Below are 23,090 nucleotides of genomic sequence, written 5' to 3'. Positions count from 1 at the left end.
ACTCTGAGAAATAGAGATACCCTGAAGAATATGCAAGTGTTGTAATGCACGCATTTCTGCAGGGTATCTCTATTTCTCTTTTTAATGGGTAGAAATCGGCATTAGCCGATTTCCCCTTTGTACTGTATAATTAAATTTGTTTTTCTATGCTACGATTAATACATCTTATTTTCATAATCCTGCAACTCATGAAAAATATTATCCACAAATACTATTTTATCCGCGATGCGATATAACATAAAATATCTGTGATTTAAGAAATTAATGCGACGATATTCTAACTGACGCAGCCTTGGGTTATCACACAGCTTCAAACTTCCGGCCACATGCTTTAGGCTTTCGATTGTTGCATCATAATCATTCAGTACATTTTCTGCCGCCTGTATACTCTCTTTCTCAATCATAAGATATTTAATAAAACGCTCTAAGTCCTCTTCTGCATCCCTTGTGACTACTACTTTATAATCCATACTTTGCCCTCATATCACGAGAAACTTCTGTCGCATCTTTATACATCCCTTGTGCTGCGTGCTCACGCGATTTTTCCAGCTTATCTAATATTTCATGTTCTGTTAATGTTTCATATGAATTTGCAGTTGCCCTTTTTATTTCAAACGGAAAACCATTTACTGCCAGCGCCTGTGTTAAAAATATACGGATTGCAGTTGTGGTATCTGTTCCTAAATCTTTAAACAAAGCATCTGACTTTCTTTTTAAATCATCGTCTACTCTTACTTGAATCGTACTTGCCATTTGTGCCACCTCCTACAGACACTCTATTTCTACTATAAGAATAGCAAACAAACAATGCTAAGTCAATACATTTATAATGATATAGCATTATTATTTATGCCATTTCTATTAATGTACTTTATGTGTCGAATCCTGTCGATGAATGATGATTGATATATACAAATCTGTCATGATAAAATAGAAATATCAGGACAGCAATTCATGTTGACCTAAGTCGATGTCTTTTCTAAAGCTTTATTCAAAGCAATTTATTCAATGAATAAAAATAAGAAAATACAAAACGCTTTGGCAACTGGATGAATCTTTACATTCAGGAAATGACATGCTATACTTTATATAATTATTGAGGAGGCTGGTAATATGTCATTAACCCATGAAGATTTACAAGCAATATCGTTATTATTAAATCCCATTCAGGATGATATCAAACAAATACATATTGATATGCAGCAAATGCAGGAAAATATCGGTTCTTTGTCTGATCGTGTTGATTCTATTGAAACAACCCTCGAAAATGTAACCAACAAAAATATCAGTATCATTGCAGAGGCTCATCTTGATTTAAGCCGCAAGCTTGATGATGCCCTAAAAGTTGAAAACGAAAAGGAATTACTTTTAATTCGAGTTAATATTCTTGAAGATGACATTAAAAAGATAAAAAGTCGTATTGAGCAAATTGCGTGATTCATTTATAAACCTGAATGTAAAGTTCTGCCAAATAATTACGCCGCCTGCTCATGCTATCTTGCTGGCTCAGATTGGTACAATTGGCTATCGTTTTATGTGTATAAAAAAACGCCCATGGTTAGGGCATTTTGCACTCAATCGTTAAATGGTTGATTTGACAAAATCTCCATTGTTTTCTAAACGCATCACCCATTACAATTTCTTTATAATCTCACTTGCGGGACATTTGCGAGTTGCCCAATCTATAAAGAAATCATTAAAGAACTTGCAATATTGAGGTGTTATAAACTTTGAAATTAAATTTCCACCCTCAGTAACAATTAACGTATTACTGTCTCGTTCTTGCTTCATGACCAAAACTTCTCCGCCGCCGCCAAAACCGATTGCAATATACTCAGGGCAATATTTATCCATTTCGTGCAGTTCGCGCATTTCCGGCAGCTCTTCCAATGAGCAAAGGCTTATATCTCCATAATCCTTACAATAATTTTGCGGAGTATTGTCGCACGTAAGTAAAAATTTTATATAGCTTTCTGGCAGTATATAGTGATGCTCCTTTTCAAAATCTTCAATTATTTTTCTATCCATGCGAATCCTCCCTATATGTCAAACCCGGAACTTTTATTTGCGATTTGTTTTTCTTTTAATAGCCAATAGCTTAATATAATCGCTAAATTCAGTAGTATCAGTCGGTTCAAACATTACCCATTTCCCGTCATGATAGGTTTTAGCTTCATCATAATGCTTACAAACAGTATCAGATAGAGTATCTCTTATATTTTCAAGCATTGTGTTCCTTCCTTAAATTTCAATTTGCCTTTTGTTCAATTTGAAGTCAACGAGTAATAACAGGTTTCCTTATCAACGAACATCCGGGCAGGCAGTTTAATTGTCAGCTCCATATTCTTTGGCCATATCGTTTCAGGTATTTCCCGGTCAGGCTGTTCTTATCCCTGCAGATTTCCTGCGGCGTACCTTTTGCAATGATCCTTCCGCCCTGGATACCGCCTCCCGGCCCCATATCAATCACATAATCCGCATTACGAATCACATCCAGATCATGTTCGATCACAATGACAGTCGCTCCATTTTCAATCAATTTCTGAAATACCTGCAGGAGCGTTTCCACATCCAGAGGATGCAGGCCAATGGTTGGTTCATCAAAAACAAATACAGAATCTGACTGCCCCTTTCCCATCTCACTGGCCAGCTTCAGCCTTTGAGCCTCCCCGCCGGACAGACTCGGTGTCGCTTCCCCCAATGTCAGATATCCGAGGCCAAGGTCATGCAGCACCCGGAGTCTCCGTTCCACCTTCGGAAGATCCGCACAGGCATCCAAGGCCTCATCAATACTCATAGCCATCAGTTCAGGAAGAGTATAGGCTTTATTTTCCTTTTTTGAGATCCGCCGGATCAGGCTTGTTTTCTTCGCATACCGCGAACCGCCGCAGTCCGGGCATGTAATCTCCACATCCGGCAAAAACTGCACATCCAGATTGATGGAGCCTGTACCATCGCAGACCGGGCAGCGCAGTTTTCCCGTGTTGTAGGAAAAATCTCCTGCCTTATATCCCTTTTCCTTTGCGTCAGGCGTTCTCGCATATATCTTACGAAGTTCATCATGCACATCGGCATAGGTTGCCACCGTGGAACGGACATTCACCCCGATCGGCGTTGCATCGATCAGCTTAATCTGACGAATGTCGTCTGCCGAGACGGACCGCACATGCTCCGGCAGTTTTTCTCCCCTGATACATGCTTCGAGCGCAGGAATCAGGCTTTCCAGAATCATTGTCGTTTTTCCGGAACCGGAAACTCCTGTCACGGTGATCAGCCGTCCTTTCGGGAAGTCCACTTCCAACGGTTTTACAGTATGGATATCAGAAGTAGACAAATGAATCGTGCCAAGGTCAAACATCTGCTCCGGCAGGATATGCCTCCTCATATCAATCACTGTTTTTCCTGTGAGAAATCCGCCAATCCGGGAATCAGGATTTTTTTCTACATCGCTGAGCTCTCCCTGTGCAATGATCGTGCCTCCGCCCGCGCCGGCTCCCGGCCCCAGCTCTATGAGCCAGTCTGCCTCGGAAAGCACATGGGTATCATGATCCACCAAAATAACCGTATTTCCATCATGAAGGAGATCATGCATCACCCCTGTCAGGCCTTCCATATTGGAAGGATGCAGACCGATGGAAGGCTCATCGAGCACATACAGCACACCGGTAGTGCGATTTCTGACCGCCCTCGCAAGCTGCATTCTCTGCCGTTCCCCTGTGGAAAGTGTGGATGCGGCACGATCCAGGGTGAGATAAGAAAGCCCGAGATCCATTAACCGTTTTGCCGCAGTCTGAAAAGATTCACAGATACTGACTGCCATCGGACGCATTTCCTCCGGCAGAGAATCCGGTACGCCTTCCACCCACACGGATAATTCAGAAAGTGTCATGGTGCAGGCCTCGGCAAGAGAAATTCCGCGAAGCCTCGGCGCGCGGGCAGCCTCTGAAAGCCTGGTTCCGCCGCAATCTGGACAGACACCCTGCCTTAAGAACTTCTCTACCCGTTTCATTCCCTTTTCATCCTTCACTTTAGACAAAGCATTTTCCACGGTATAGGTTGCATTGAAATAAGTAAAATTCATGTCGCCCGCCGCGCCGCTCGTCTTATTCTGATAGATAATATTTTTCTTGACTGCAGGTCCATGGAATACGATATCCCGTTCCTTCTCTGTCAGTTCCTTAAACGGAACATCCGTACGGACGCCCATTTCACGGGCAATATCTTTCATCAGGGACCACATCAACGTCTGCCATGGCGCGACAGCGCCCTCATCGATGGAAAGGGATTCATCCGGCACAAGTGTCGATTCATCTACCGTCCGTACGATTCCTGTTCCATCGCAACGCCTGCATGCCCCCTGACTGTTAAATGCCAGTTCTTCCGCACCCGGCGCAAAAAAATGCTCGCCACATTCTGGACAGACAAGCTCAAGGTCTGCTGCCACATTCAGAGACGGCTTTACATAGTGTCCATTCGGGCAGCGATGCTCTGCAAGTCTCGAATACATTAACCGAAGACTGTTCAGGAGCTCTGTTCCCGTGCCAAAAGTACTGCGTATTCCGGGAATACCGGGCCGCTGCCGGAGTGCCAGAGCGGCAGGCACATACAGCACTTCATCTACCTGTGCTTTTTCCGCCTGTGTCATGCGTCTTCGCGTATAAGTGGAAAGCGCCTCCAGATACCGTCTGGAGCCCTCCGCATATAGAATTCCCAGTGCCAGGGAGGATTTCCCGGAACCGGATACGCCTGCTATCCCGACAATCTTATTTAACGGGATATCTACATCAATATTTTTCAGATTATGTACCCTTGCCCCACGCACCCTGATATGCGTGGGTACCTTGTCTGATTTATGATCCAATTTTTTCACCCCAATTCATCAAGCTTATTGCAGATATATCTCATGAAGTCTAAAAGTAACAAAGTCTCCTTCCTCCAGCGTGTAAGGAGGGTGAGTCTGTTTGAATTGTTCTCTTACAGCAATATATTCATCAATCTCTTCCTTTGTTTGAAAAAGGCCATATTGATTTAATTCAAATTGAGGAAATATAAAAGGGATTACAATACCGTTTACAAACATATTTCATCACCATTCTATCAATAAATTCTCAAAACAACCTCAGCTGCCTGTCAATCCAGCTCTTCTGCTGCGCTTCATGAATAACATTTTCCGGCATACTTTTTCCGATCAAAAAGGGCGACATGGGATCATGTTTTCGCATATTTTCTTTTACAAGCACAGCATTTTCATTTGCATAACAGTATTTGCACAGATGGCCGCAGGTATCATAGGTACCTATGTCCACCCCAAGAAGACACGCGCACTGCCCATTTCTCTGATTATTTTTTCTCTTCGGCACATCAAGATAAGCGTGAAGTGCTGTCTCAAAAGTATTTACTGTCATGCATCCGGAGCAGTCTGCGCCATAGGCGGCCAATTCATCCCCCTCCGCACATGGCTTTATCGTCATCCCATATTTGAATCCAATTCGGATAAACGCTTTTCCTATCGCAATTCGGTCAGCTTTGGATACTTCTCCGACATTTGGAAAATTCCGCTCAACCTTTTTGTAGATATCAATAAAGCTGATCACACAAGATTTCGTATAACCGGATAGATTTTCTGCCATCTTTTCAAATTCAGATATATGCCATTTTACGGAATGTTTTTCATCAATAAATATCGGATCATACCTCCATCCCATGCTGTCCACGCCAACGATGCCGGATAACCTCTTAAAATCTTCCATCACTGTTTCTTTATCAGGCACATTCGGTTCAATATCTTTTCCATATGGCGTGATAGTTATAAACCAATATTGTCCGTATGCCTTCAGCGCATCCATGTACGGCAGCATTGGCGCAGGATTTTTTGTGCAGAATGCAATCAGATCAACCACATCCGGTGTCAGGCGATATCTCGTCACCTGAATGGGATTATAGGGATTACGAACAAGCACAAAACCTTCTTTTATTCTATTTAACAACCATTTTGAATAAAATGCCGGAATATCGGTTCTCATTCCTGTCTGTATGATCATTCTGCTTTCACTTCCTTACATGTTATATCACTGAATATCCGGCATGAACAAGAACATCTAAAGCCTTTTCAAAATTCTCTTTTTTTACAAGAATATAATCTGTGTTATATGTGGAAACCGCAAATATTCCTATCTGATTATCTGCAAGGATCGCCGCGATCGGAGCAAGCACGCCAATCAGAGAAAAGTCCAGGATACCCTGAATCCTGAATGCTTTCCAGCCGTCATCCCGTTCTTCTGTCTCTAATGGCACATGCTCAGTCATGCATACCAGTGAAAGCTCCTCATCCGTTTTCCCAATAAAAAAGAATTCATCTGCCAGTATCTCCGGACATAATTCCCTGACTTTACATACTGACAGTTCATAGGGCATCTTTTTCAATTCCATTATCTTTTTCCTCCTAAATTAATTCATTTAAACATTTTTATCCTCGAAGATATTATTCATTTCAATATACTGTAAATGCACTCCAACAGGGTAAGAGCCAGAATGATGTTTATGATCTTATAATGTCTCAGATAAAAATTCCGGATCAGGATTCCCATGCCGATCCATGTGCTGGTAGCAATACTGCCGATTGTAGCAATCAGCAATTCAGCACCAACCAGCGTGAATAAGGCAGTGCTGTAATCCGTGATATAGCCCGTCAGCGCCGTAATGCCAAACATATATATCTTGACATTCACAAATTGAAGCATAAATCCTTTCCAGAAGGATGCGCCTTCTGCACTTTCATCCGTTGCTGGCTTGCTGATCGCCACATGGATGGCAAGCCAGAAAATATAGGCCGCCCCAATGTACTTCAATATTTTCAGCGCCCCCGGCAAGAATGCGCCAATTCCGCAGACGAACAGTGCACAGATAATCTGAACCGTATAATATCCCGCAAAAATGCCGAAAAATAAAGGCTTTCCCCTTTTCCAGCCATAGCTGTTGACGGTGTTAAGTGCAAGGATATTTCCGGGGCCGGGGGTAAAGGCATTAATCACACAATACACCAGGAAATTCCCGATTACATAAGCAGGCATAATACTCACTCCTTTCGGAATGTATTATACTGCCCTGTCGTTTTTCATAGGTAATTCTTTCTTTTTATGTTTTTACATAGTCTTATACTATGCTTTGCCATATTTAAGTAATTCTTCGACATAGATTGTTCCCAGCTCTGAAAGCTCCTGCTTTTCATTCAAAATATAGCCGATGCGCATGATCTCATCCTCATGCACCGGTACAGCGATAATTTCATCCCCCTGCAGATAACGGGGAAATATTCCGCTGGAAATGGTATAGGCATTCATACCTATCATCAGATTAACTATGGCCCCTCTGTCGCTGATGCGTATATGTTTATCCGTTTCCTGCGAACTGAACAGTTCCTCCGACCAATAAGAGGACTCAAAATTGCCCTGAATAAAATTCAGCCGCGGATATGGTTTAAGATCTTCCAGCGTGACTGAATTTCTCGCTGCGAGAGGATGGGAAGCACTCATGAATGCATGAGGTTTCGCAGTAAACAACTCATAAAATACGAGATTTCGTTCCGCCAACTCTTTTCGTATCACGGCTCCGTTTTCCTTACTTATGAACAGAACACCCAAATCACTGAAGCGGTTTTTCACATCCTCCATAATCTGCCTTGTCTGCGTCTCATTCAAAATGAACTCATAACGTTCCTGCCCGAACCGCTCAATCATTTCAACAAAGGCATTCGATGTAAAGGTATAATGCTGAGTAGAAACGGCGAATCGAATTTTTTCTGAGGAATTTGTTATATATTTATCTTCCAGCAACTCCATCTGCTGCACCACGTTTCTCGCATAACCAAGAAACTCCAGCCCCTCTTTTGTGAGTGCAATACCCTGTCTGCTACGGGTAAAGATTGTCAGTTTGGTTTCTTTTTCAATTTCTCTGATCGCATTGGAAAGGCTCGGCTGAGATATAAAAAGAGCTTTTGCAGCTTCTGTAATAGAGCCGGTTTCCGCAACTTTAATAATGTATTTCAACTGTTGAACCGTCATTTTGTCACCTTGTTAAATACCGATTTGATAGAGCCAGCTTCACCGGTATAGATTTTTAAATTTTCATTTCATTGCCAGTTTTCATTCTACCATATCTGCCTGTAAAAGAAAAGCCGACGCCCCTGCCGCCCCGGTCATACCTTATAAAAAACTCCTCCGGAAAACGTTTCAAGGTTTCCGGGAGGAGTTTTTTAACAATTTATATGTTTTCAATCTGCCAGTCAATCGGCTCAATACCGTGCTCAACTAAGAAGTTGTTTGTCCGGCTGAAAGGACGGCTTCCGAAAAAGCCCCGGTAGGCAGACAGCGGACTTGGATGAGGCGCCTCCAAAATAAGATGTTTCGGATTGTTCAGCATGGATTTTTTCATCTGGGCCGGGCGTCCCCAAAGGATAAATACCATCGGGCGGTCTACCTCATTCAACACACGGATGGCCGCATCGGTGAATTCTTCCCACCCGATGCCCCGATGGGAATTGGCCTGATGAGCCCGCACGGTAAGCACCGTGTTTAAGAGCAGCACACCCTGATTCGCCCATTTTTTTAAATAACCGTTATTTGGTATATAACAGCCCAAATCCTCATGAAGCTCCGTATAAATATTAACCAGTGACGGCGGAATTTCAACATCCGGCTTCACCGAAAAGCAGAGCCCATGTGCCTGTCCGTCGCCATGATACGGGTCCTGCCCGAGAATGACCGCCTTCACCTTAGAGAGCGGCGTAAAACTAAATGCATTAAAAATATCATCTGCCGCCGGATAGATCTGTCGGCTGTTATATTCGCTGAGAACCGTTTTATATAACTTTGCATAATAGGGCTTACGAAACTCCGGTGTCAGCGGTTCCAGCCAGTCATTGCTGATTGCTGCCATAATTCTCCCTCTCTTTCGTATTTTAAATCAGAGGCGCACAGAAACGCCCTTATCACTTAAATAACGTTTTAAATCGTTGATTTCGAGTTCTTTATAATGAAACAGAGATGCGGCCAGGGCGGCGTCTGCCTTTCCTTCGGTCAGCGCATCGTAAAAATGTTCCTTTGTACCCGCTCCCCCGGAAGCAATGACCGGTATTGAAACGATCTCTGCAATCCGGCGGGTCAGCTCAATATCATATCCGGCCTTCGTGCCGTCGCAATCCATACTGGTCAATAAAATTTCCCCCGCGCCAAGCTTATTCACCTTCTCAGCCCACTCGAGAGCATCCAGCCCCGTATCGATCCGACCGCCATTTTTATAGATGTTCCAGCCGCTGCCATCCGCCCGGCGTTTCGCATCAATAGCGACAACCACGCACTGGCTGCCAAATTTATCGGCGGCTTCCGAAATCAGCTCCGGCCTGTTAATTGCCGAGGAATTGATTGAAATCTTATCGGCCCCCTCCCGGAGCAGCGCCCTGAAATCCTCCACCGTGCGGATTCCGCCGCCGACAGTAAAGGGAATAAAGACATTTTCAGCCACCCGGCGCACCAGATCCACCACCGTATTCCGCGCATCCGAGGAAGCGGTGATATCCAAAAATACAACTTCATCAGCTCCGGCCTTGTCATAAGCCGCCGCGATCTCTACAGGGTCTCCCGCATCTTTTAAGTTGACAAAATTAACCCCTTTGACCACCCGGCCGTTATGTACATCCAAACATGGTATGATCCGTTTTGTAAACATTTTCTGCCTCCTATATTTCCGTAAAATTCTTTAATATCTGCAGGCCCGTTCGGCTGCTCTTCTCCGGGTGGAACTGACAGGCAAACACATTGCCGGATTCCACGGATGCGTCAATATCCACGCTGTACCAGGTTTTTGCCGCCACATCGGAAGGCCGTCCGGCTTTTAAATAATAGGAATGAACAAAATAAACATACGGATTGCCCTCAATTCCTTTAAAAAGGCGGGCCCCCGGCGTAATTTCAAGAGAATTCCACCCCATATGCGGAATTTTCAGTCCCGGCGCCGACGGAATGGTTAAAATTTCACCCGGAAGGATACCGAGGCCGCTCACACCCTCACTCTCATCGCTCCGCTCAAATAAAAGCTGCAGGCCGAGACATATTCCAAGAAAAGGTGTTTTCTTCTCCACCACATCATAAATCGTTTGAATCAACTGATATTCCTTTAAATGACGCATCGCATCCCCGAAGGAGCCGACTCCCGGAAGTATGACATGGCTGGCTTCCAAAATCTCATCCCTGTCCCGGGTGATCCGAACCTCCTGACCGAGATACTGAAAAGCCTTTTCCACACTCTTTATGTTGCCCGCGTCATAATCTATCACTGTAAGCACCTGAAAAACCTCCTTTAAACAGGCTTTTTATCCATTTAACGTTTTAAATGTACAGTGTAATCATATCACATTAAAGATTCCTTGTCGATATTATGCTTTCCAAATATCTTAACTCGTGATATACTGTGAGCAGCCGGTGAAATATCTCACAGGCTCAGCTGACAGGTTTATGGACTAGAAAAGGAGGACGCCATGACAGATTTGGAAAAACGTGCACATGATATAGCGGTTAGAATTCTCCCACAGATGATAGAAGAAAACCAAATATCCTACTACGTCAGCAATGACGGCAGGCATGAATTTTTTAATGCCGCCGATATTGTTGATGAATATCAAATGGTTTATGAAGATATTCTGAATGAACTTCAGAATCCAAAGTAAACTGAAAAATTTTCCATTGCCAAATGAGCAAAAATGTACTACTATATTAATCATAACATTTGGATGTATATTTCTAAGGAGGCAATTTATGAAAACATCACTGTTTGTTGAGTATCAGGGCTTACAGGTAAATGAAAAGGACATTATCGCCGGAATTAAAGAAATCTGGATTAATGAAGGGAATAAAATCAAAGATATTAAAGATTTAAAACTCTATGTAAAACCTGAAGAATTTATGGCTTATTATGTTATTAATGACGATATCTCTGGAAAAATTGAGTTAAAGTAAAAAATACATATACAGCGCAATACCCTGCAGCATTTTCGCCGCAGGGTATTTTTCTTATTCATATTATCATTTCCGGCCGGAGTTTTCTTCCACATCTTCCGGCAGTTCCGGCACTTTATTGGAAGCATCCAGAGTAAACCAGAATTCGACGCCTTTTTCCTTGTTTTTCACACCGTAGGACTGTCCGTGTCTTTCCATGGTCGCCTTCACAATGGAAAGGCCCACACCGCTGCCGCCATATTCCCGGGTCCGGGCTTTATCCACTTTGTAGAATTTCACCCAGATCTGATCGATATCATCTTCCGGTATCGGCGCCCCTGTATTAAATACAGATATTTTCGCCGTGTCTCCCTCTTTGACAACCTTAACTTCAATGATCCGTTCCCCATCCACATGATTCAGCGCATTCGACATATAATTCGTAAACGCTTCTTCAACAAGATAGACATCGCCCCAGACATATACCGGCGCATCCGCGTCAAACTTCAGCGTCGCTTCCTTCTGACGGAAAAGAATCTCCGCATTGGATAAAATATTATCGATGGTGGATACAATATCAAAATGTTCCATTGTCAATGTATCCGTACCAAATTCTATCTGGTTCAGATCCAGGAGTTTTTTGACAAGCCCATTCATCTTTGCCGCCTCGTCCATAATAACCTCACAGTAAAAATCTCTGCTTTCCGCATCATCATTAATATTTTCCTGAAGTCCTTCCGCATATCCCTGAATCAGTGCAATCGGCGTTTTTAATTCGTGGGACACATTGGACAAGAATTCTTTCCGCATTTCATCGATCTGAACCTTCTGCTCTAATTCCCGTTTCAACTGAACATTGGCGCTTTTCAGTTCTCCCAGGGTCTTTTCCAGAGTTTCAGACAGGGTATTGATACTTTCACCCAAAACCCCGATCTCATCTTCAGTTTCCACCGGATACTTCTGGGCAAAATCCAGATGAGACATCTTCTGGGCAATTTTTGCCAAAGCGAGAATCTTCTCCGTAAACCGTTTCGATATAAAAAGCATCGCCAAAAAGCTGATGCCGCAGACGCACATCGTCACATAGATAAAAAACTGATTGGAAATCTGAGCGCTCTCCTCGATACTCTCCACCGAAGCCCTGAGCATGATCCGATCCCCATTGTCAATCGTTCCTATCAGATAAATATAATAGGAATCCATTCGTTTGACATACACCTTTTGGAGCGCGTACCGGTCCGTTTCGCTGGAAACCTCTGTCCTGTCTTCCGACTGAATATAATCCCGGTAAATGGCAAAGCTTTCCACATCCTCCGAGGAGGTATTGCTTCCGCTGGAAGAAAATAAAACCTGCATATCGTATACCGCCTGCTGGTTAATGATCCGTTTATTCTGAATACGATACAGAAGAATTCCGATATTATTATTCTGACTGAGCTGTTCCATGGACAACTCCATATCCAGAAAATCACTCAGCTTGAAAATATCTTCCGAATTAAACCATTGGTAAATCTCATTGTTTTCACCTTTTTCGCCTTCAGTCTGTTTTGAAACGCCATAGGTGTTATACATCTGATTGATTTGATTGTAGGCCCCAATCAACGCCTTTTGCTTGCCGGAGATATAATAATCCACCAGGAAAAAATTATTCACCAGTATCGAGACAACCATGGTTAAAAAAACCGTAGCCATCAAAGTGGCCGATAATTTTACCCGCAACGACTTGTTCATAACGATCCTCCGCTATTCCTTTGAAACCTCAAACTTATAACCCATGCCCCATATGGTTTTAATGTATTCGCCCCGTTCGCCCATCTTATTCCGGAGTTTTTTTACATGGGTATCAATTGTCCGGGCATCACCAAAATAATCATAATTCCATACATTATTCAAAATGCGTTCTCTTGATAAGGCGATTCCCTGGTTTTCAATAAAGTAGGCCAACAGTTCAAATTCTTTATAGCTCAACTCAATCGGTTTATCCCCGACAAACACCTCGTGGGCATTTTTATTCATGGTGATATCCCCGGCTTTGACAATGCCGTCATCCGTATTCACGCTGCTCCGGCGCAAAATAGCCTCCACACGCGCTACAAGTATTTTAGGGCTGAAAGGCTTAGTCACATACTCATCCACGCCTAATTCAAAGCCAAGCAGCTCGTCCCGCTCATCGGCCTTGGCCGTCAGCATGATGATCGGTACTTTAGAAGTTTTTCTTACTTCCCGGCACACTTCCCATCCGTCCATCTTAGGCATCATGACATCCAGAATCAGCAGATCGATATCTTTATCTTCATAAAAAATTTCCATGGCTTCCTCACCGTTGGAAGCTTCCAGCACCTCATATCCTTTTTTTGTCAAAAAGTCTTTCACAAGTTTCCGCATACGGCTTTCATCATCAATCACAAGAATTTTACAATTTTTCATAAAGTTTCCCCTTTCGAGCCAAAATTCTTCTTTCCGAACTCAATTTCCTATATTATATATCCAAAATATGACCATAATGTGAAAAAATGTTTTTCTGTATAAAATTATTTAAAAATCTTTCCCAGGCTTCTTTCATGTGATATAATACTTAGAAAATCATAGTATATACAGATGAGGTGAAAAAATTGAAATTACTTAAGGATAGAATTCTGGCGGAAGGCAGAGCTCTCAGTGACTCAGTTTTAAAAGTAGATGGATTTTTAAATCATCAGGTTGATGCGGATTTGATGCAGGCCGTTGGCCAGGACTTTTGCGAACATTTCAAAGATTATGGCATTACACGCGTGCTGACTATTGAAAGTTCCGGCATCGCCCCTGCGGTCTACACAGCTCAGGCGTTAAAAGTACCGATGGTTATTCTTAAAAAACAGACATCTAAAACATTAAACGGTCAGGTTTTTCAGACAAATATCACATCTTTTACAAAGGGGACAAGTTATGAATTGACCCTTTCCCGCGATTATATCCATCGGGATGACCGGGTACTTATTATCGATGATTTTCTTGCCAACGGTGAGGCCGCTACCGGCGCCGCCCGCCTTGTTCAGATGGCAGGAGCCACCGTTGCCGGAATTGGTATTCTTATCGAAAAATCCTTTCAAAAAGGACGCGGCCGCCTGGAACAGGCCGGATTCGACGTTTACTCCCAGGCCCGGATTGCCCGCCTTGGCGAAGGTATTATTGAATTTTTGTAATTATTCCGTTTCTATAAAATAAAAAACTCTGTCCCGATCCCTTTTACAGGTTAAGGACAGAGATTTTTTTATTTTGCTGTCAGTTTATTGATGAATTCTTCCATATATGTGTTATCATAATCTTCAATCGCTCCGGCATCACAAAGGGCTGCTATCTCAGGAATCATCGGCAGGGACGCATAGGCCGGAATATTTAATTCTTTTGCGGTCTCTTCACCGTGGCCTTCGCCGTAAATATAAATCTGTTTTCCGCAGTCCGGGCAGAGAACATAACTCATATTCTGGATAAGACCAAATACAGGAATATTCATCATCTGGGCCATATTATATGCTTTCTTTACGATCATGCCAACCAGTTCCTGAGGCGAGGTAACAACAACGATGCCATCCACAGGCAGTGACTGGAATACAGTCAGCGGTACATCACCGGTTCCCGGAGGCATATCAACGAGAAGATAATCCAGTTCTCCCCATACGACTTCACTCCAGAACTGTTTGACAACGCCTGCGATCACCGGGCCGCGCCATACAACCGGCGCTTCTTCATTATCTAAAATAAGATTAACGGACATTACTTTTATTCCGGTTTTGGATTCAAAAGGAATAATACCGTCATCCGTGCCAAAAGCCTGTCCGTGAAGTCCAAATACCTTTGGAATGGATGGACCGGTAACATCCGCATCCAGAATACCTACTTTATAACCGCGTTTCTGCAAAAGAACAGCAAGCTCAGAAGTAACCAGGGATTTACCCACTCCGCCCTTACCGCTCACAACGCCGATCACATGCTGAATATGACTCTTTGCATTGGCCGGAACGCTGAAGTCTTCCGTCTTTCTTGATGAACATCCCTCTACATTGCATGAACTGCAGCTGGATTCATTACATGATTCGCTCATTTATTTCACTCCTTTAAATTTCGTATCTTTCATTATACTACGCGTCCTCTGAGGAAGTCAAGGAGACCTCTCTTTTCTTTAAAACCTGCATTGATCTTCTCAAAATCACCTCTTTGAATCTGATTCTTAGGGAAGTTTTTCCGCCATTCTTTTACAAGAAAATCTGCCAGCTGCTCTGTGGCCGGCGTTTGAAACCGGGCGATGGCGGGAACAACAAACAGGGCGGTAAATGCGCTGTCTTCCATCATCTGCATTTCTCTTTTTGATTTCTTCGTGATGGCATTGATTTTTTCCATTTCGTGGGCCATGATCTTCAGGGCCACTTCCTGTGCGTAGGCCTCCGGCTGACTGCTCTCATCATAAAGCGCATCATAAGCCCTCAGACCCTGAGTATAAATATCATAAAAGGCCAGAAATTCTTTCTCATAATTTTTTTTATTAAATATCGTCTTAATATCCCTATCGTTATCGACGATATGGATCAAACCATAATTAACGATTTTTTCTTTTTCTTCTCTTCCCTGCATAAAATTCTCCCTTATAAACATAATGCCCTTGGAAGATGAACTCTTCCAAGGGCCTATATATCCTGTCAATTTCAACGATGTACTTATTTCGCGTAATCGGTTACCCGTGATTCGCGAATAACATTTACTTTAATCTGTCCCGGATATTCCAATTCGTCTTCAATCTTCTTGGAAATATCTCTTGCCAGTAATATCATATCATCATCGTTAACCTGTTCTGGAACTACCATGATGCGAATCTCTCGTCCTGCCTGTATAGCAAAAGATTTATCAACGCCTTTAAATTCATTGGCGATATCTTCTAATTGTTTTAATCTGTTAGTATAAGTTTCTAAGGTTTCTCTACGAGCTCCTGGTCTTGCAGCAGAAATCGTATCCGCTGCCTGTACAATACATGCAATCAGTGTTTCTGGTTCTACGTCGCCATGATGGGATTCCACTGCATTGATAACAATGGCGGATTCCTTATACTTACGGCACAAATCCACACCGATGGAAATATGAGAACCTTCCATCTCGTGGTCTACGGATTTACCAATATCATGTAACAGTCCGGCTCTCTTAGCCATCCTTACATCAGCGCCCAACTCACCGGCCAGCAGACCGGATAAATGCGCTACTTCAATAGAATGTTTCAAAGCATTTTGTCCATAGCTTGTCCGATATTTCATCTTACCAAGCAAACGCACCAACTCTGGGTGGATACCGTGTACTCCAACCTCAAGGGTTGCTGCCTCTCCCTCTTCACGAATCATGGTCTCAACCTCTTTCTGAGCTTTTTCAACCATTTCTTCAATTCGTGCCGGATGAATACGGCCGTCTACAATCAGTTTTTCCAGTGCGATCCGTGCGACCTCGCGCCGAATCGGATCAAAGCTGGATAAAATAACTGCTTCCGGTGTGTCGTCAATGATTAAATCAATGCCTGTCATTGTCTCCAAAGTACGGATATTCCGTCCTTCACGTCCGATGATACGGCCTTTCATTTCATCATTTGGCAACGGAACAACTGAAATCGTTGTCTCCGCCACATGGTCGGCCGCACATTTCTGAATAGCGGTCACCACGTATTCCTTCGCTTTTTTATTTGCCTCTTCTTTTGCCTTGTTTTCAAGGTCTTTAACTAACATTGCGGTTTCATGCTTAACGTCATCTTCAACCGTTCTTAAAAGATATTCCTTTGCTTGTTCGGAGGTTAAACCTGAGATTCTTTCGAGTTCCTGTACTCTTTTCTGGTTCAGTTCATTTACTTCGGCCAGCTGCTTGTTCAATCTGTCCTCGCGTGATGCCAGTTGATTTTCTCTGCGTTCAAGAGAATCTGCCTTCCGGTCCACAGCTTCTTCCTTGGAAAGTACACGTTTTTCGTACTTCTGCAATTCGTTTCTGCGTTCCTTATTTTCTTTTTCAAGCTCATTTTTATTCTTTAAAGCTTCTTCCTTGACTTCAAGAAGGCCTTCACGTTTTTTCGCTTCAGCAGTTTTCATAGCTTCGTCGATAATTTCCCGAGCTTTTTCCTCTGCTGAACCAATTTTAGATTCAACGACTTTTTTTCTATAAGAAATCGCTGCATTCCAAACGATAAGGGCAGTAATTAAAACAGCTGCAACAATGGCAATAACTGCAGTAATTAGCGGCACAGGAGCACCTCCTTATTTAGTTTTAATTGTACATAAATACAACACTTAAATTCTATACTTTTTTTATAATTATGTCAAGTGGATTTCATGATTCCACTGACATATTGACTAAATATTCTGTAAAAAATTGTCTTAAATGCCCAAATCCCGATAAACTGACAAAATATCTCCGCCCCGAAAGCCACGCCGCCCTAGGCAGCGCATCATACGCTCTTTCTCCTTTACATCCGGCGCTGCGTCCGCTCCCCATCGTTTCTCAAGAAGTGCCCGAATTGTCTCTCTGTCATCGGGAAGAACTATTCCGTCTTCGCCTTCTGTCAGAGAAGTTATATCAATTCCTTTCTGCGACAGCTCGTATGCAAGCTCCCTGCGGCTTTTCCGGCCCCCTTTATATTCAACATAATTTTTTGCGAACCGAATATCATCCACATAGTGATAGCTGTCCACATAATCCATCGCCTGCCGTATGACCGTCTCCGGATAGCCATCCTGTTTCAGGCGAGAAATCAGTTCTTTATGACTTCTATCCCGCACTTTCAAAAGATTTAACGCCCGAAGCTTCGCCTTCGGCAGAAGATACTCCCGATAAAGCCTTTCAATCAACCCGTCATCCATATCTTCCCCGGCTTCTGCGCCAAAAGCTTTCCAGTCCTTTTCGGAAATAATAAAGCTGTCACCGTCGGCCAGCGTTATTTTCTGTTTTGATCTGCCGTATTTTTCCACGTAAGATATAAGCATTGAATACTCTCCTGACAATCTTAAAAAGCCCTGCTGAATTTCTCTTTTTTCTGAAAATCAGCAGGGACTCTTAAACTTATTATGCCTCTGTTCCTTCGGAAGCGGATAACGCGGCATCGTTTTCCGCCGCAGCTTTCTGATTCACTTCTTCACTGTTCTCTTCCACTGCGCCGCCCAAACCATAGTGAGCGCGGACCTTTGCTGCTACCTCTTCCATGATCTCAGGATTTTCGCGCAAATAGTTTTTGGCATTCTCACGGCCCTGTCCGATCTTAGCGCCATTATAGGAATACCATGCGCCGCTCTTCACAATAATATCTACATTTGCCGCCAGATCCAGGATATCGCCTTCCCGCGAAATACCCTTGCCAAACATAATATCAAATTCCGCCTCTTTAAACGGCGGAGCGATCTTATTCTTGACAACCTTCACACGGGTGCGGTTTCCAACAACCTCCCCATTCATCTTCAGAGACTCAATACGTCGAATATCCATACGCACGGAGGAATAAAATTTCAAAGCACGTCCGCCGGTGGTTGTCTCAGGGCTTCCGAACATAACGCCGACCTTTTCGCGAAGCTGATTGATAAAAATAACGACACAATTCGACTTGCTGATAACTGCGGTAAGCTTACGCAAAGCCTGCGACATCAGCCGTGCCTGCAGGCCCACATGGGCATCTCCCATCTCTCCGTCGATCTCCGCTTTCGGGACAAGCGCCGCAACCGAGTCGATAACGACGATGTCTATGGCGCCGGAGCGAACCATCGTCTCCGCGATCTCCAGGGCCTGCTCGCCGTTATCCGGCTGAGAAATATAAAGATTATCAATATCCACACCGATATTCCGTGCATATGCCGGATCCAGGGCGTGTTCAGCATCGATAAATCCTGCGATACCGCCAAGCTTCTGAACTTCTGCAACCATATGTAACGTTACCGTTGTCTTACCTGAAGATTCAGGCCCATAAATTTCAATAATACGTCCCTTCGGAACACCTCCGAGGCCAAGGGCCAGATCCAGACTCAATGCGCCTGTAGGCACCGTTTCCACATCCATCTTTGCCGTATTATCTCCCAGCTTCATCACTGAGCCCTTTCCATACTGTTTCTCTATATGTGCAATGGCAGCATCCAATGCTTTCATCTTATCTACTTTATCTACCTTATCCGCCTTGTTTCCCATAGATTCATTTCTCCTTATCCCTAATATCTTTCCCGAACATTCGTTCGCATCTGTATCTATCATACAGGATTTTTCTCTTTCTGTCAATAATTATAACGTGATTTTTTCACCGGGTAAATCATAATCTGACGACCATTATTCACCTTCTTCGACAGAAATATCTCCCATCCTGCGTTTTTGCAGAGGAATAACTTTAAATAATTTACTCTGTTTTAACTGATAGAGTCCGAAAAGGCCGATAAGGAAGAACAAAACAATCCCTACCGAATATCCCATGGCGGATAGCGGCCTCAACTGATTCATAGCCAGTGCGGATAAATTGCTGGCAATATGAAAGACAACCGGCGCCAAAAATGTACCGGTGCGCTTATAAGCATAAAGCATAAGCAGCGAGAACACGAAAGCATAAAGCATCTGAATCATTGTGCCATGGTAAACGCCGAATAAAATACTTGTCAAAATAATGCCGGCTTTTTCATTGCCATAGTGACTCAGCCGTTCAAAAATAAGCCCCCGGAACATCATTTCCTCGGCAATCGGCATTAGAAATCCGATAACAAGCAGCTGCATATAGAAAGGCTCCGAATAAATCCCCCGCGCGATCTGGGCATAATCAATGTCATAACGGAACAATTCAAAGGCATTGACCCCCAGATTAAAAGCCGTCGTCATGCCGACAGCCGCCAGGATCACATAAATATAACGGCGGAATACACCGGAAATGGGCAGTATACGATACGGCCGCTTCAACCATTCTTTATTGAGCGCCCGATAAAATATTAAAATAGAAAGCAGCGCCGCAATACCCGACATCAGCAAAACATTATTCACCAGCATATCGGCAGCCGCTTCCTGCAGCTCCCTGACCTGGACATCGCTCAACATCTCCGCCGCATCCACTTTGCTGTTCATAAACGTAAACGCGGCAAAAAAAGAAACCACATGTTCTATGACAAGAAAAATCACCATCGGTGATACAATTCCCCATGCTCTCTTTAATCCATCCATTTCCAACCCTTACCTTCTATATTTTTTCTGTTGTTTTTTGATAATGAAAAAAGACACTGAAAATCAGTATCTTTTTTTCAAGTCTGCCTGTAAGCCGAGTTATGTTAAAAATGGTCATCTATCTCGACTTCCTGTTGCCAGGAAGCTCCAGCGACCTACCCGGGACACGACGGGCCGCCGTATTGTCCCATGTGCGGTCTTGCTTCGGATGGGGTTTACATGGCTTCCTCTGTTACCAGAGGAACGGTGGGCTCTTACCCCGCCTTTCCACCCTTGCCGGCAAAATGCCGGCGGTTTATTTCTGTTGCACTTTCCTTAGAGTCACCTCCACCGGACGTTATCCGGCATCCTGCCCTGTGAAGCTCGGACTTTCCTCACCTGAGGCCTTTCGGCAAATACAGGCGCGACCATTCGGCAGACTTGAAATATTATATTAACACTCTTTTACTTATTTGTAAAGAGGGTTATACATTAAAGTAACTGCCCCCAATGAATTCTCTGAGAATAGAATTCTTCGGGATATTTTCACTTGTCACCCCGACAAAATAATCCAGGAATTTCAACAGTCTCTTTGCCTCCTCATATTCAGGCTGCTCAGGTTGTATGCGGAATAAAAGAGGTTCGGCAAACTGTTTTAATACAGATAATTCATAGATCAAAGCTGAGTTAAACTGAGCGTCGGCATTTTCCTGATAAGGGAAAATATTAAACTCTTCACCACGCCGTACCGAGTTCCACATGGCAATTGTGTGCGCAGCCTGCGTCCCTCTTCGCGCTGCATCCCGGACGATCCGGCGGATCAGCCGTCCATCCGTTGTCGCTATGCGGTTGTGTTCATCCAGATTTAACTGGGTCAAAGCGCTGATATATACCCGGTATTTATCTTCTTTCGGGATGGCGTTTGTCAACGCGTCATTCAGGCAATGAATTCCTTCGATCACAAGGACATCCTCTGCTCCGATCTGCATAAAATTATTTTTTCCGTATTCGGATTTGCCGCTCACAAAATTAAATATCGGCAATTCCACCCGTTCGCCGCTCAAAAGAGCTGTCAGATCTTTATTCAGCTGCTCGATATTCAGAGCTTCTAAACATTCAAAATTATAATTTCCATCTTCGTCTCTCGGCGTCTTTTCCCTGTCCACAAAATAGTTATCAACAGGAATCGGATGAGGCTTTAATCCTTTGGCCCGAAGCTGTACGCTGAGCCGGTGGGAAAAGGTTGTTTTCCCCGAAGAGGATGGGCCGGCGATGAGAACGATGCGTTTGCCGCTGTGGTAAATATCTTCCGCGATATCCGCAATATTTTTCTCCTGAAGCGCCTCGGAAACAAGCATCAGATCCATAAATTCTCCATTGGAGATGCACTCATTCAACTGGCCGGCATTACATATGCCGAGCCGCTCTCCCCATACGGTAGATTTTTTAAGAACATCGAAGATCTTCTCTGACGGTTTAAATTCCTGAACAATCTCCGGTGCTTCGATGGCGGGCATTTGAATAACAAATCCTTCACGATATGGAATAAGCTCAAACCGGGATATATAACCGGTGGATGGTGCCATGTAACCATAATAGTAATCCGAAATGTCTTCCAACTGATACATATTTACTCTTGATGCTCTGCGATATTTTAAAAGCCGTGCCTTTTCATGCATTCCGTTCGCTTCAAATATTTCGGCCGCCTCCCTGGTGGAAACGGTATGCTTAATGATCGGAATATTCTGCGCTGCAAGGTCCTTCATGTGACTGCTGACATTTTTAAGGATATCCACATCGATAGGCATGTGACCCTTAATTTCGCAATAATACCCCTTGTGCATTGAAAACTGGACAACCAGCTTCGCGTCTTTCCCCATCACATCTTTGACTGACTTTGTCAGCATTAATGTCGCCGTACGGCGATAAGCCTGTTCGCCGATCTTATCTCCGGTGGTCATAAATTCCACCAAAGCATCTTCATTCAATGTTTTATGAAGCTCTCTTAATTTTCCGTTGACCCGGGCCATGATGATCTTATGCGGATATCTGGCCTGAAAATCTTCAGCGATTTCCTCTAATGAAACTCCTTTCGGATATTCTCCCGGTTCATCCAGGACAGTTACTTGAATGTCATTAATTTCTCCCATCTTATCACCTTCTCTACACTGTCCGAAACGGACAGACATTTTTCGACTTATATATCTTTATATCCGGACAATGCCCGGCAAAAAAGTCCGCCATATCATCAACAAACAGATGCTCTAATCCATGATGGCCGGCATCGATAACGGAAATATGTTTTTCGAGACAATCCAACCCTTCATGATGGCCGAAATCGCCGCCGATCAGGACCTGGCCGCCCTGGGCCAGCGCAAAATCCTCCATCCCCTTGGCCGAGCCCGGGCACACGGAAACACGGCGGATCACCTGCTGCATATCACCGTAAACCCGCACATCGGGAATCTGAAACCATTCTTTTATCCGGGCAGCACATTCACCAAGCGTCATCGGACTTTTAAAGTCCCCGGTATAACCGATTCCCTCATGTCCATCCGCCGCCGTCGGCTCCAGCACCTGAAGATTATCCAGCCCCATCCTTGAAACAACAATATCCGCCATCCGCTTGACATCATAATTTGTGTGCATGGCGTAACAGCTTATATGATTTTCTATCATGCAAAGCAGCCGTTCCCCGAGATAATCCTTTTCCTCGATCCGCTTGATGGATGAAAAGATAATCGGATGATGAGTCAGAAGCAGATCCGCCCCGACCCGAACAGCCTCGGCGATATCTTCGCCGGTTGCATCCAAAGCCAGATAAACCTTTTGAATCTCCTTATCCATCCGTCCGCACAAAAGTCCCACATTGTCCCATGAAAGCGCGGCTTCATTTGGAAAATGGACCTGAAGGAGACGATATAATTCCTTGCCGTTCATATATGT

At 43.8% G+C, this 23,090-nt stretch carries 27 protein-coding genes and 1 other RNA gene; 4 read left to right on the top strand and 24 right to left on the bottom strand.

The genetic code is table 11. The features are described 5' to 3' along the window. Window positions 1-155: 155 nt before the first annotated feature. Together ACMN7X_RS08450 and ACMN7X_RS08445 are read right to left on the bottom strand one after the other, a co-directional pair. On the bottom strand, window positions 156-470 hold the full coding sequence (locus tag ACMN7X_RS08450) for a type II toxin-antitoxin system RelE/ParE family toxin (RefSeq protein ID WP_418747024.1): 315 nt from the start codon (window positions 468-470) through the stop codon (window positions 156-158). Further along, window positions 460-753 carry a type II toxin-antitoxin system RelB/DinJ family antitoxin gene (locus tag ACMN7X_RS08445; protein WP_418747023.1) on the bottom strand — a complete coding sequence of 98 codons (294 nt, stop codon included), beginning with the start codon at window positions 751-753 and terminating at the stop codon, window positions 460-462. The genes ACMN7X_RS08450 and ACMN7X_RS08445 overlap by 11 nt, the downstream gene beginning before the upstream one ends. Before the next feature lie 360 nt (window positions 754-1,113). Here ACMN7X_RS08445 and ACMN7X_RS08440 point away from each other — a divergent pair, with 360 nt between their 5' ends. Then, on the top strand, window positions 1,114-1,437 hold the full coding sequence (locus ACMN7X_RS08440) for a hypothetical protein (protein WP_418747022.1): 324 nt from the start codon (window positions 1,114-1,116) through the stop codon (window positions 1,435-1,437). A 195-nt stretch (window positions 1,438-1,632) separates the two neighbouring features. Here the strand turns inward: ACMN7X_RS08440 and ACMN7X_RS08435 are convergent, their stop codons facing one another. From ACMN7X_RS08435 to hisH, 11 genes are all read right to left on the bottom strand, one after another. Continuing rightward, window positions 1,633-2,028 (bottom strand): SMI1/KNR4 family protein, encoded by a 396-nt coding sequence (locus ACMN7X_RS08435; RefSeq protein ID WP_418747021.1) that lies wholly within the window; start codon window positions 2,026-2,028, stop codon window positions 1,633-1,635. A 33-nt stretch (window positions 2,029-2,061) separates the two neighbouring features. Beyond that, window positions 2,062-2,229, bottom strand: a complete 168-nt coding sequence (locus ACMN7X_RS08430; RefSeq protein ID WP_418747020.1) for a DUF3788 family protein — start codon at window positions 2,227-2,229, stop codon at window positions 2,062-2,064. Window positions 2,230-2,332: 103 nt separating this feature from the next. Beyond that, window positions 2,333-4,861, bottom strand: a complete 2,529-nt coding sequence (locus ACMN7X_RS08425) for an excinuclease ABC subunit UvrA (RefSeq protein WP_418747019.1) — start codon at window positions 4,859-4,861, stop codon at window positions 2,333-2,335. Between the two features lie 24 nt (window positions 4,862-4,885). Next, window positions 4,886-5,080, bottom strand: a complete 195-nt coding sequence (locus ACMN7X_RS08420) for a hypothetical protein (protein WP_418747018.1) — start codon at window positions 5,078-5,080, stop codon at window positions 4,886-4,888. Window positions 5,081-5,108: 28 nt separating this feature from the next. After that, the gene (locus tag ACMN7X_RS08415) at window positions 5,109-6,041 is read right to left on the bottom strand and encodes a DUF1848 domain-containing protein (RefSeq protein WP_418747017.1); all 933 of its coding nucleotides are present in this window, start codon (window positions 6,039-6,041) and stop codon (window positions 5,109-5,111) included. A gap of 22 nt (window positions 6,042-6,063) precedes the next feature. After that, window positions 6,064-6,429 (bottom strand): ACT domain-containing protein, encoded by a 366-nt coding sequence (locus ACMN7X_RS08410; protein WP_418747016.1) that lies wholly within the window; start codon window positions 6,427-6,429, stop codon window positions 6,064-6,066. 56 nt (window positions 6,430-6,485) lie between these two features. After that, window positions 6,486-7,070 carry a LysE family transporter gene (locus ACMN7X_RS08405; RefSeq protein WP_418747015.1) on the bottom strand — a complete coding sequence of 195 codons (585 nt, stop codon included), beginning with the start codon at window positions 7,068-7,070 and terminating at the stop codon, window positions 6,486-6,488. An 87-nt stretch (window positions 7,071-7,157) separates the two neighbouring features. Further along, the gene (locus ACMN7X_RS08400; protein WP_418747014.1) at window positions 7,158-8,060 is read right to left on the bottom strand and encodes a LysR family transcriptional regulator; all 903 of its coding nucleotides are present in this window, start codon (window positions 8,058-8,060) and stop codon (window positions 7,158-7,160) included. Window positions 8,061-8,259: 199 nt separating this feature from the next. Further along, window positions 8,260-8,934, bottom strand: coding sequence for a uracil-DNA glycosylase (locus ACMN7X_RS08395; protein ID WP_418747013.1), 675 nt, complete (start codon window positions 8,932-8,934; stop codon window positions 8,260-8,262). Window positions 8,935-8,961: 27 nt separating this feature from the next. Next, window positions 8,962-9,723, bottom strand: a complete 762-nt coding sequence (gene hisF / locus ACMN7X_RS08390; protein ID WP_418747012.1) for an imidazole glycerol phosphate synthase subunit HisF — start codon at window positions 9,721-9,723, stop codon at window positions 8,962-8,964. 10 nt (window positions 9,724-9,733) lie between these two features. Beyond that, window positions 9,734-10,339 carry an imidazole glycerol phosphate synthase subunit HisH gene (gene hisH / locus ACMN7X_RS08385; RefSeq protein ID WP_418747011.1) on the bottom strand — a complete coding sequence of 202 codons (606 nt, stop codon included), beginning with the start codon at window positions 10,337-10,339 and terminating at the stop codon, window positions 9,734-9,736. 192 nt (window positions 10,340-10,531) lie between these two features. Between hisH and ACMN7X_RS08380 the strand changes: the two genes are divergently transcribed. Continuing rightward, window positions 10,532-10,720 carry a hypothetical protein gene (locus ACMN7X_RS08380; RefSeq protein WP_418747010.1) on the top strand — a complete coding sequence of 63 codons (189 nt, stop codon included), beginning with the start codon at window positions 10,532-10,534 and terminating at the stop codon, window positions 10,718-10,720. Window positions 10,721-10,808: 88 nt separating this feature from the next. Beyond that, window positions 10,809-11,009 carry a DUF6465 family protein gene (locus ACMN7X_RS08375; protein ID WP_418747009.1) on the top strand — a complete coding sequence of 67 codons (201 nt, stop codon included), beginning with the start codon at window positions 10,809-10,811 and terminating at the stop codon, window positions 11,007-11,009. A 66-nt stretch (window positions 11,010-11,075) separates the two neighbouring features. On the opposite strand, the gene ACMN7X_RS08370 is transcribed toward ACMN7X_RS08375, so the two are convergent. Beyond that, on the bottom strand, window positions 11,076-12,719 hold the full coding sequence (locus ACMN7X_RS08370) for an ATP-binding protein (protein WP_418747008.1): 1,644 nt from the start codon (window positions 12,717-12,719) through the stop codon (window positions 11,076-11,078). A 12-nt stretch (window positions 12,720-12,731) separates the two neighbouring features. Continuing rightward, window positions 12,732-13,415 carry a response regulator transcription factor gene (locus ACMN7X_RS08365; RefSeq protein WP_418747007.1) on the bottom strand — a complete coding sequence of 228 codons (684 nt, stop codon included), beginning with the start codon at window positions 13,413-13,415 and terminating at the stop codon, window positions 12,732-12,734. Between the two features lie 185 nt (window positions 13,416-13,600). Between ACMN7X_RS08365 and ACMN7X_RS08360 the strand changes: the two genes are divergently transcribed. Beyond that, window positions 13,601-14,170, top strand: a complete 570-nt coding sequence (locus tag ACMN7X_RS08360; RefSeq protein WP_418747006.1) for a xanthine phosphoribosyltransferase — start codon at window positions 13,601-13,603, stop codon at window positions 14,168-14,170. Window positions 14,171-14,238: 68 nt separating this feature from the next. Here the strand turns inward: ACMN7X_RS08360 and ACMN7X_RS08355 are convergent, their stop codons facing one another. From ACMN7X_RS08355 to ACMN7X_RS08315, 9 genes are all read right to left on the bottom strand, one after another. Then, window positions 14,239-15,069: a P-loop NTPase gene (locus ACMN7X_RS08355; protein ID WP_418747005.1), complete on the bottom strand. Its 831-nt coding sequence runs from the start codon at window positions 15,067-15,069 to the stop codon at window positions 14,239-14,241. 32 nt (window positions 15,070-15,101) lie between these two features. Then, window positions 15,102-15,596, bottom strand: coding sequence for a hypothetical protein (locus ACMN7X_RS08350; protein WP_418747004.1), 495 nt, complete (start codon window positions 15,594-15,596; stop codon window positions 15,102-15,104). Between the two features lie 83 nt (window positions 15,597-15,679). Next, window positions 15,680-17,212 carry a ribonuclease Y gene (rny, locus tag ACMN7X_RS08345; RefSeq protein WP_418747026.1) on the bottom strand — a complete coding sequence of 511 codons (1,533 nt, stop codon included), beginning with the start codon at window positions 17,210-17,212 and terminating at the stop codon, window positions 15,680-15,682. A 153-nt stretch (window positions 17,213-17,365) separates the two neighbouring features. After that, window positions 17,366-17,971, bottom strand: a complete 606-nt coding sequence (locus ACMN7X_RS08340) for a regulatory protein RecX (RefSeq protein ID WP_418747003.1) — start codon at window positions 17,969-17,971, stop codon at window positions 17,366-17,368. Window positions 17,972-18,050: 79 nt separating this feature from the next. Next, on the bottom strand, window positions 18,051-19,157 hold the full coding sequence (gene recA, locus ACMN7X_RS08335) for a recombinase RecA (protein WP_418747002.1): 1,107 nt from the start codon (window positions 19,155-19,157) through the stop codon (window positions 18,051-18,053). Window positions 19,158-19,292: 135 nt separating this feature from the next. Then, window positions 19,293-20,165: a lysostaphin resistance A-like protein gene (locus ACMN7X_RS08330; protein ID WP_418747001.1), complete on the bottom strand. Its 873-nt coding sequence runs from the start codon at window positions 20,163-20,165 to the stop codon at window positions 19,293-19,295. Between the two features lie 74 nt (window positions 20,166-20,239). Next, an RNA gene (rnpB, locus tag ACMN7X_RS08325) (RNase P RNA component class A) lies at window positions 20,240-20,588 on the bottom strand. 41 nt (window positions 20,589-20,629) lie between these two features. Then, entirely contained in the window at window positions 20,630-22,294 is a 1,665-nt protein-coding gene (locus ACMN7X_RS08320) for a nucleoside kinase (RefSeq protein ID WP_418747000.1), read from the bottom strand. Between the two features lie 13 nt (window positions 22,295-22,307). Continuing rightward, on the bottom strand, window positions 22,308-23,084 hold the full coding sequence (locus tag ACMN7X_RS08315) for a Nif3-like dinuclear metal center hexameric protein (RefSeq protein WP_418746999.1): 777 nt from the start codon (window positions 23,082-23,084) through the stop codon (window positions 22,308-22,310). Window positions 23,085-23,090: the final 6 nt, after the last annotated feature.

Source organism: Frisingicoccus sp., assembly GCF_048388605.1.
In the GTDB taxonomy this organism is placed as follows: Bacteria; Bacillota; Clostridia; order Lachnospirales; family Lachnospiraceae; genus Frisingicoccus.
The sequence above is the reverse complement of the archived record's forward strand: the minus strand, read 5'-3'. Positions and strand labels throughout refer to the sequence as shown.